Annotated in this window: 6 protein-coding genes, 1 tRNA gene and 1 pseudogene; 6 read left to right on the top strand and 2 right to left on the bottom strand. The window is 38.6% G+C overall.

The features are described from left to right. Positions 1–78 precede the first annotated feature (78 nt). The 5 genes from IQ247_RS30260 to IQ247_RS30240 all read left to right on the top strand — a co-directional run bounded on the left by IQ247_RS30260 (position 79) and on the right by IQ247_RS30240 (position 5,030). A tRNA-Asp gene (locus IQ247_RS30260) sits at positions 79–152 on the top strand. 657 nt (positions 153–809) lie between these two features. After that, complete coding sequence (gene gltX / locus IQ247_RS30255) at positions 810–2,255, top strand: glutamate--tRNA ligase (protein ID WP_193925677.1); 1,446 nt, start codon at positions 810–812, stop codon at positions 2,253–2,255. 274 nt (positions 2,256–2,529) lie between these two features. Beyond that, the gene (locus tag IQ247_RS30250) at positions 2,530–3,027 is read left to right on the top strand and encodes a hypothetical protein (RefSeq protein WP_193925675.1); all 498 of its coding nucleotides are present in this window, start codon (positions 2,530–2,532) and stop codon (positions 3,025–3,027) included. Between the two features lie 224 nt (positions 3,028–3,251). Next, positions 3,252–4,214 (top strand): SGNH/GDSL hydrolase family protein, encoded by a 963-nt coding sequence (locus IQ247_RS30245; protein WP_193925674.1) that lies wholly within the window; start codon positions 3,252–3,254, stop codon positions 4,212–4,214. 267 nt (positions 4,215–4,481) lie between these two features. Beyond that, positions 4,482–5,030, top strand: a complete 549-nt coding sequence (locus IQ247_RS30240) for a pentapeptide repeat-containing protein (protein WP_193925673.1) — start codon at positions 4,482–4,484, stop codon at positions 5,028–5,030. A gap of 65 nt (positions 5,031–5,095) precedes the next feature. Here IQ247_RS30240 and folE read toward each other — a convergent pair. Next, positions 5,096–5,748: pseudogene (folE, locus tag IQ247_RS30235) on the bottom strand (GTP cyclohydrolase I FolE). 414 nt (positions 5,749–6,162) lie between these two features. On the opposite strand from folE, the gene IQ247_RS30230 reads away from it, so the two are divergent. Beyond that, positions 6,163–7,737, top strand: coding sequence for an FAD-dependent oxidoreductase (locus IQ247_RS30230; RefSeq protein ID WP_193925672.1), 1,575 nt, complete (start codon positions 6,163–6,165; stop codon positions 7,735–7,737). Between the two features lie 70 nt (positions 7,738–7,807). Here the strand turns inward: IQ247_RS30230 and IQ247_RS30225 are convergent, their stop codons facing one another. Next, the gene (locus tag IQ247_RS30225) at positions 7,808–8,302 is read right to left on the bottom strand and encodes a hypothetical protein (protein WP_193925671.1); all 495 of its coding nucleotides are present in this window, start codon (positions 8,300–8,302) and stop codon (positions 7,808–7,810) included. Positions 8,303–8,592 lie beyond the last annotated feature (290 nt).

Genomic DNA, 8,592 nt, shown 5'->3' with positions numbered 1-8,592 from the left:
CCCCATCCCCAAAAAAAAACCAACTGCCTCTTGACAAACCACTATGGAAGAGGGATAATCAAAAAGTTGAAAACACATGGGACTGTAGTTCAATTGGTTAGAGCACCGCCCTGTCACGGCGGAAGTTGCGGGTTCGAGCCCCGTCAGTCCCGTTCTAACATGAGAAAATTAAAGCTCAGATAAGTTAAGTAAATTATCAAATACTTGACTTTAAAGATTCACCATCTGGTTAATCTGTATAAAGCGCTTGTAAAAAATAAGTTCTCAAATTTTGTAGTGCGAGCCGGAAAGCTCGCTATATATCTTCCAATACGGTTCAGTTAAAGTCAAAAACCTTGATATATGTAGGTTGGGTTGAGGAACGAAACCCAACATTTGGCGGGTTTGTTGGGTTTCGCAGAGCCTCAACCCAACCTACAATTTTCCTTAACTGAACCGTATTGATATATCTTCTGTATAAGGGGCTTGTAAAAAATAATTTCTCAAATTTTGTAGTGCGAGCCGGAAAGCTCGCTATATATCTCAAACTAGTATCCTGCTCGGTTGAAAAACACGGCGATTATCCTGCTCATAGCCATCAAACCCCTGGGATGAATCGCACCCTGCGGGTGAATGCTATCTCCCTGCGGGAGACGCTCCGCTAACGTTCCACTAGCTTCGGACATACCTTGATTTTTTAATGCTGACTTACTTATTCATCAGATAAATCAAAATCAACGATCGCAAGTGACGCGATCGTCAAGTAAATTTGAACAGACGGTTGCTTTAGAATTGCAAGTGGCTCCAAAAATTCAAATAATAATAACTGTATGACTTTCAGAGTGCGTATTGCTCCCAGCCCAACGGGGAATTTACATATTGGTACAGCGAGAACTGCTGTATTTAACTGGTTGTTTGCTCGTCATCATCACGGTACATTTATTCTACGAATTGAAGATACCGATATAGAGCGATCGCGTCCCGAATATACCGAAAATATTCTTGAAGGATTGCGTTGGTTGGGATTGAATTGGGATGAAGGTCCATTTTTTCAAACCGAGCGCTTGTCTATATATAAGGAAGCGGTACAGGATTTGCTGGATAAAGGATTAGCTTATCGCTGTTACACCACCTCCGAAGAATTGGAAGCATTGCGGGAATCTCAAAAAGCTCGCAATCAAGCACCTCGTTATGATAATCGTCACCGTAATCTAACACCAGAACAAGAAGCAGAATTTAAAGCTGAAGGACGTAGCTTTGTAATTCGCTTCAAAATTGATGATAGTCGCGAAATAGTTTGGAATGACTTGGTACGGGGTGAGATGGTTTGGAGGGGTAGCGATTTAGGTGGTGATATGGTTATCGCTCGTTCCTCTGAAGATGGTATTGGTCAGCCACTATATAATTTTGCTGTGGTGGTGGATGATATGGATATGCAAATTACCCATGTGATTCGAGGGGAAGACCATATAGCCAATACCGCCAAACAAATTCTATTATATGAAGCATTTGGTGCAAAAATACCAGAATTTTCCCATACTCCTTTAATTTTGAACATGGAAGGTCGCAAACTTTCCAAACGAGATGGTGTCACCTCAATTTCTGACTTTAAGAAAATGGGTTTTACTCCCGAAGGCTTGGTTAATTATATGACCTTGTTGGGATGGTCTCCCCCGGATTCTACTCAAGAAATATTTACCTTAGAAGAAGCCGCCAAAAACTTTGATTTTGAGCGCGTTAACAAAGCCGGTGCCAAATTTGATTGGGCAAAATTAGATTGGATTAACAGTCAGTATATTCACAGTATGCCCGTAAGTAAACTTACTGATATGCTGATTCCTTTCTGGTCAGAAGCCGGGTATAAATTTACTGAAACAAAAGAACGCCCTTGGATTGAACAATTAGTTGCTTTGCTTCAGCCTGGTTTAGCTCGTTTGACGGAAGCCGTAGACATTGCCAAAATGTTTTCTACCGAAACAGTAGAATTTGATTCCGAAGCCATAGAGCAACTGCAAAAAGAAGGGGTGAAAAGCGCCCTTCAAGCAGTTATTACAGCTTTAGATAGTCAACAGCTAGGTCAAATTAATGCCTCGAATGCTAAAGACATAGTACAACAAGTAGTTAAAGAGCAGAACGTCAAAAAAGGCTTGTTAATGCGGAGTTTACGGGCTGCTTTAACCGGAGAAATGAACGGTCCGGACCTCATAGAATCTTGGGTACTGTTGAACCAGAATGGATCGGACAAGCTTCGTTTACAAAAGGCAATCAACCCATAGTGAGTTCACATTCCATAAATAAAATCATTACAATCCCGTGACTTAAGCCAAACCTTGAATAACTAATTTAGGGGCGCATTAAATGCGCCCTTATTTATTCTGTGCAAAAAGAGATGGCAGGGGAGTAATAATTATGAATTCTTAAAATTCTTAAAACTTAATCTTTTTAGTACGTAATTTTAGTTGCCTAAGAATAGTTAATTACTCTGAGTTCTAGGGAACTATAAGTGTGATTTTAATGTCATTGCGAACACTTAGAAAAAATGTCATCAAAATGTCTACTAAATTAATAAGTCAAGCAATAAAGCTATCGTTTGTATTCTTATCTCTAGCAGCAGCATCGGGAATAAACAGCGCAGTTAGCGCTCAAGAAGCATCTCCACCAATATTTGGAGATATAAGCATCGAGCATCCTTTATCAAAAGACCCCTTAACAGTTCGCGGAATGAGCGGTGGTAGTATACCAGCAAAAGAAATCTCAGAAAGAGCAGACACACCTACAGGAGCCTGTACCGGCTTCGTAGACAAAGAACCAGACCATACCCTACGTTTAAAAAATAAATTTGATTATATGAAACTAGTAATAGAAAGTCCAGATGATACAACTTTAATAATTAAAGGTCCGGGTGGTATCTGGTGTAACGATGAGTTTGAAGGTAAAAATCCCGGTATAGTTGGCGAATGGCTCAACGGAGAATACAAAGTTTGGATCGGTTCCTATAAAAAAGAACTGTATCTTCCCTACACTTTAAAAATTACTGAAATTAAGTAAATCAACACTTACGCATTACCCACATGTATCATTAATTCTGCTGGATAATATATTTGTAGTGGGAGCGTCTCGCTCCCTGGTGACAAAACGTCTCGCTCCCTCCTAGCCCAAATACCAGCTTTTCGGTTTGCGAAAAAATCCATTAAGCTAAAATCCGATCATTCTTGCTCCGTCGTGTATATTGGTGTAATTTGTGCCATCACATGACAAAAGGGTATTCAACAGTGAGATTTTTTTTATTAATTATTATTGCAGCGATTATTGGATTGTTTGTAGTCACAGAAGTTGCATTGCGCTTGCTATTTGGTTTTGGCAATCCTCTAACTTATATTGGAGATGAAAAAATTGGTTATTTATTAACTCCTTCTCAACGTACCCGTCGCTTTGGTAATCGTATAGAAATTAATCAGTATTCCATGCGGGGTGCAAATATTCAACAAACACCTTTACCCTCAAGTTTGCGAATTCTCCTTTTAGGAGACTCTATCGCCAATGGTGGTTGGTGGACTGATCAAGAAAATACAATTTCTCACTTAATGATGCTTTCTTTGACATCTAATTTATCTCCAACTATTACACAAGTGGAAGTATTAAACGCTTCAGCCAATTCTTGGGGACCGAGAAACGAACTTGCTTACTTACAAAGATTTGGTAGCTTTGGTGCTTCTTCTGTAGTCTTACTGATTAATACCGATGATTTATTTTCCACCGCACCAACTTCACTACCAGTCGGACGCGATCGCAATTATCCAGGAAAAAAACCAGCATTTGCATTAGCGGAAGTATTTAACCGCTACATCCTCAAGCCGGAACCCATACCAGGACTTAAAGAAATCCAAAACGAAAATGATCGCGTTGGGATTAATTTAGCAGCTATCGGTCAAATTCAAGAATTCACCCACGCAAACAATGGTCAATTTTTACTAGCAATGACTCCCTTATTGCGAGAAGTCGGGGAACCCGGACCACGGGATTATGAAATTAAAGCACGTCAGCGTCTACGACAATTTACGCAAATTCAAGGTATTATCTATATAGATTTTTTACCTATATTCAACTCTTCTCAAAACCCTAAAGCTTTATATCATGACCACATTCACTTCAATTTACAAGGAAATAAGTTAATTAGTGAAAATCTTCAACAAAAATTACTCGGATTATTACAAAAAGATGCAAAAAATCATTAATATATAGACGGTACCTATTGCGACGTATAAAAATCAATATAATTCAAAACTTGTAAATTTAAAAGTTTTAATAAGAACTGAAAAGTTTTTAGTAGTTTTGCATAATTATTTTAAGTAAACGTTCCATATCATAAAAATTTGAGCAGAATAAGCTTATTGAGTTTAACTTCAAATTGGCTCTAAATAACTCAATAAAAAACATTACTACTTTCTCATACATCTCTTTAATAAACAAGTTGGATTAGTGAAAGTAAAAAGGAGAAATATATGGACGTTAATAAGCTTTTAAGCAGATACAGAGCAGGAGAAAAAGACTTTAGTGGAGCTATTTTACATCAAGCCAATCTCAAAAATGCTGACTTAAGCGGTATAAACTTATGTGCAGCAGATTTAAGCGGGGCTGATTTAAGTGGAGCCAACTTGAAGGGGTGTAACCTAAGTCGAGCAAATCTAACTGATGCAGATTTGACTCAAGCCGATTTAACTGACGCAAATCTCAGCGAGATAAATCTAATTGGTGCAGATTTAATGAATGCCAAATTAGAAAGAGCTAACTTACAAAAAGCTGATTTACGAGGTGCAAATTTAGTAAATACAAATATGTATCAAGCAAATCTGGTAGAAGCAGAACTCAGCGCTGCTGATTTAACTCAAGCTAATCTCAACTATGCTAATTTGACAGATAGCAATATCAATGAAGCATATATTAATGGTGCGGATTTAACAAAATCTAACATCATAAGCCAAGAGATAACTGAAACAGTAACCTGTATAGGCATATCTCGCAGATGGATCAGTTGGGCTGGTAGCCATTGATATTTTTGGTATTTTGTATTTTGTATTTTGTAGAGACGTAGCATTGCTACGTCTCCCAATATTTATTACCCAAAATTGGGTTTGTGTCGGATCAAATCCATAAATTCCTGTCTATTTTTAGCATCTTCTGTAAATACTCCTCGCATCGCACTAGTAACAGTCCAAGAACCGGGTTTTTGCACTCCACGCATTACCATACACATATGACTCGCTTCTATAACCACAGCCACCCCTTGTGGATTAAGCAAACCTTGTAATGCATCAGCGATTTGTACCGTCAGACGTTCCTGCACCTGCAAGCGTCGTGCATACATTTCGCAAATTCGAGCGATTTTAGATAATCCGATTACCTTTCCATTCGGAATATACGCTACATGAGCGCGACCAATAACTGTAAAATATGATGTTCGCAAGAACTGAAAATATTGATATCTCGGACTAACACCATCTCCGACGCATTTTCTGTAAATACTGCACCATTCAACAGTTCATCCAAAGATTCATGATATCCCTTTGTGAGAAACTGCAAAGCTTTGACAACTCTTTTCGGTGTATCTTTTAGTCCTTCACGATCTGGATTTTCTCCTAACCCAATCAACAAAGTACGTACAGCTTGCATCATTTCTGCATCCGTTACATTCTGCTGACTTTGCTGTGTAGATAAAGACGATAAATTCTGGTCAGAAGAAGATAGTTCGGGACGAATAGATAGAGTCATTCTCTAAGTTCCATTACTTGTTAATAGTTCGTATTTAGCTATTAGTCGTGAGTTGCTATTAGCATCACTTTTACCCTAAATACTAATTACTAATTTTTTCTTAATACTTTTTAATCATAACAAATTATGATTAATTTCAAAAAAATCAAAAAATCTATTTTATTTGATATTGAAGCTTCTTATATTATCGATAATAATATTTTTTTCAACAGTAAAATTTAGTATTTATTGGATATTAAAGTGTCATATTTAACTATATAAATAATGGGAGCCAAATATCATCGGAATTTAATAAAGTATTAATTAATTTAACATGAGTTTCTTTAAAAGTACCCGTAAGGGTACCCGAAGGCTTGCGAAATCACCGAGATATACAGTGTTGATTTTCTTAAGAATTAAGATTACAAAAAAATTATGCCTCAAACAAATACAACCCACGCCTATGACATCATCGCTTTTGGAGACGAACTTCCCGGTATTTTGACCTTAATCTGTGCAGCACGGGAATATTATCGACATACTAATAAATACCCGCGTAGCTTACTAATGTTCAAAGGTGATTCGCGACAAGGTGTAGGCGGACATTTAGTACGCGGTGGTTTAAGCTATTTGGATAGGTCTTCAATTCCTCTGGAAATTCGGCGATCGCACAACCTAGAATCTTTTGGTGACGCACCCGCTATTTACAAAGAATTTCTGCAAAGAGTTGGAGTAGTTCAAGTAGCGTTAGATCCGATCAAAGCGGATCGAATCTTACGGGAAATGTTAGCAGAAATTCGCGCTGATATAATAAGCAATATAGAAATTGAATCAGTAATCAAACAAAGAAATAAAATTGTTGGGATTAATCTTACTAAACGCGAAACTTACTTAGCCAAACAATTTATCGACTCCACCGTAAATGCAGAATTAGCCCAAGCTGCGGGAGTGAAAAAACTTAAGGGTTTTGAAACCTTCGGCTTACCAGATTCAGAACTTTCAGTTACCTTAGTATTTCAAACTCAAGGTTTGAGCGTACAAAGACTCCAACAGATAGAAAAACTTTATCTCGAACGCTTTACTAACCTTAACGATAGAGACGCTCAAAAATGGTTAAATCAAGCCGCAGGTAATAATCCGGAAATAGCCAACCGTCTCAGAGAAGATTTGGTCGATCGCAATGGTAAACTCAAAACCATGTATGTGGGAAAAGACTACATCGATATCCGCTGTAAAGCCCTTTCTATCGCTTATCATTCCTTCCGAGCAACTCCCTTGATTTTAGAAAAAAGTGGCGCAATTCTCGATAATGGTAACGTCGCCATTCTTTCAAATGGTAGATTATCTTGGAACGCATTCCTATATGATGTAAATGCCGACAAAGCGGAAGCATTAGCGCGGGGTAAAGCCAAACCTACCCCAGAAATGCTCGCAGAAATGGATTATGTAATTCAGTGGTTTAAAGCTATTGGTGCAAATACAGTTACTCCAGCGTATGAATTATACATTCGTCACGCAGGTAACGTGATGGGAGTAATTGACCGATTAACCGGGGCGGAAATGCTTGTAGGGGGAGTTAATCAAAATGAAGCTCTAGGAACCTTTGGTTATCATTTTGATATTCGCGGTGGTATCAAAGGTTTAGGTACAAGAGCAGAAGAAAAACGAATTGATCACCTTTTGCACATCCAACAACCCCTATTTAACATCGGCATTCAACACGCTTTAATTAAAGATATACCCAACCTGGCAGTTATTAGTCCCGCTTCGGGATTCGAGGGCTATGCTTGCTCTGCTGGTAGAATTGTAGAATTCAATTGTGGAGTTGGACAAGGAGTTGGGATTGCCGCAGGTATGGCACTTTGGCGTAATATTAACCTCGCTGATTTTTCTAACCAAGAAGTGCGAAATGTTTTAGTAGAAACCGGACGCAGCGCTAAAATTTACGGTCAAAATTATACAGCCCAAGCACAAAAATTAAGTGAATTTGAGTATGGAATAGCAGCTTAAACACAACCACAAAAGTCAGGTTTTTAGGATTAAAAAACCCGACTTCTTACCCTTCAACGTCTCTACAGATTTAAAACCTCAAACCCACACCACCCTGAACTGAAACAGCAGCACCACTCTTATCACGATAAGCATCGAAAGCAATAATCGCATTACCAAAAATTACAGTGTTGCTGTTGGGTACCATATAGTCAACACCGGGCTGTAAAGCAAAACTAATTTTGTTACCGACGGGGGAAGGTGTATCACCGCCGGCCAAAACTAATCCAGCCCCTAAATAAGCATCAGTTTGCCAGTTAAGGGGGACATCATAAGAAACCATAGGTACAACTGCGGTACTCTCACCGACTAAAGCTTGAGTACGGAAAGATATGGGTGTCTCTAAAAGCTTATAGCGGACGGCAAGAACTCCTCCTATTTGCGCTCCATCAGATATACCAACAGTAGGTCCAACACCAACATAACTACCGTATGCAACTTGAGCTTGTGCGGGTTTCGCCAATAGAGCTACACTCAAACTTGAGCTAAGTAAAAATACGGAAGATAAACATTTAACACATTTCATTTTCTTACTTCCCAAACAATTTTAGATTTTAAATTTTGGATTTTAACAACGGATGCATTTGTCTAGAGTTAGGAGTTAGGAGTTAGGAGTTAGGAGTTAGGAGTTAGGAGTTAGGAGTTAGGAGTTAGGAGTTAGGAGTTGGGAGTTAGGAGTTAGGAGTTGGGAGTTAGGAGTTGGGAGTTAGGAGTTGGGAGTTAGGAGTTAGGAGTTGGGAGTTAGGAGTTAGGAGTTGGGAGTTAGGAGTTAGGAGTTAGGAGTTGGGAGTTAGGAGTGAGTAGTTAATAATGAAG

Source organism: Plectonema cf. radiosum LEGE 06105, from assembly GCF_015207665.1.
Lineage (GTDB): Bacteria > Cyanobacteriota > Cyanobacteriia > Cyanobacteriales > Nostocaceae > Rivularia > Rivularia radiosa_A.
Note: the sequence above shows the minus strand (reverse complement) of the source record. Positions and strands in the feature narration are given on the sequence as shown.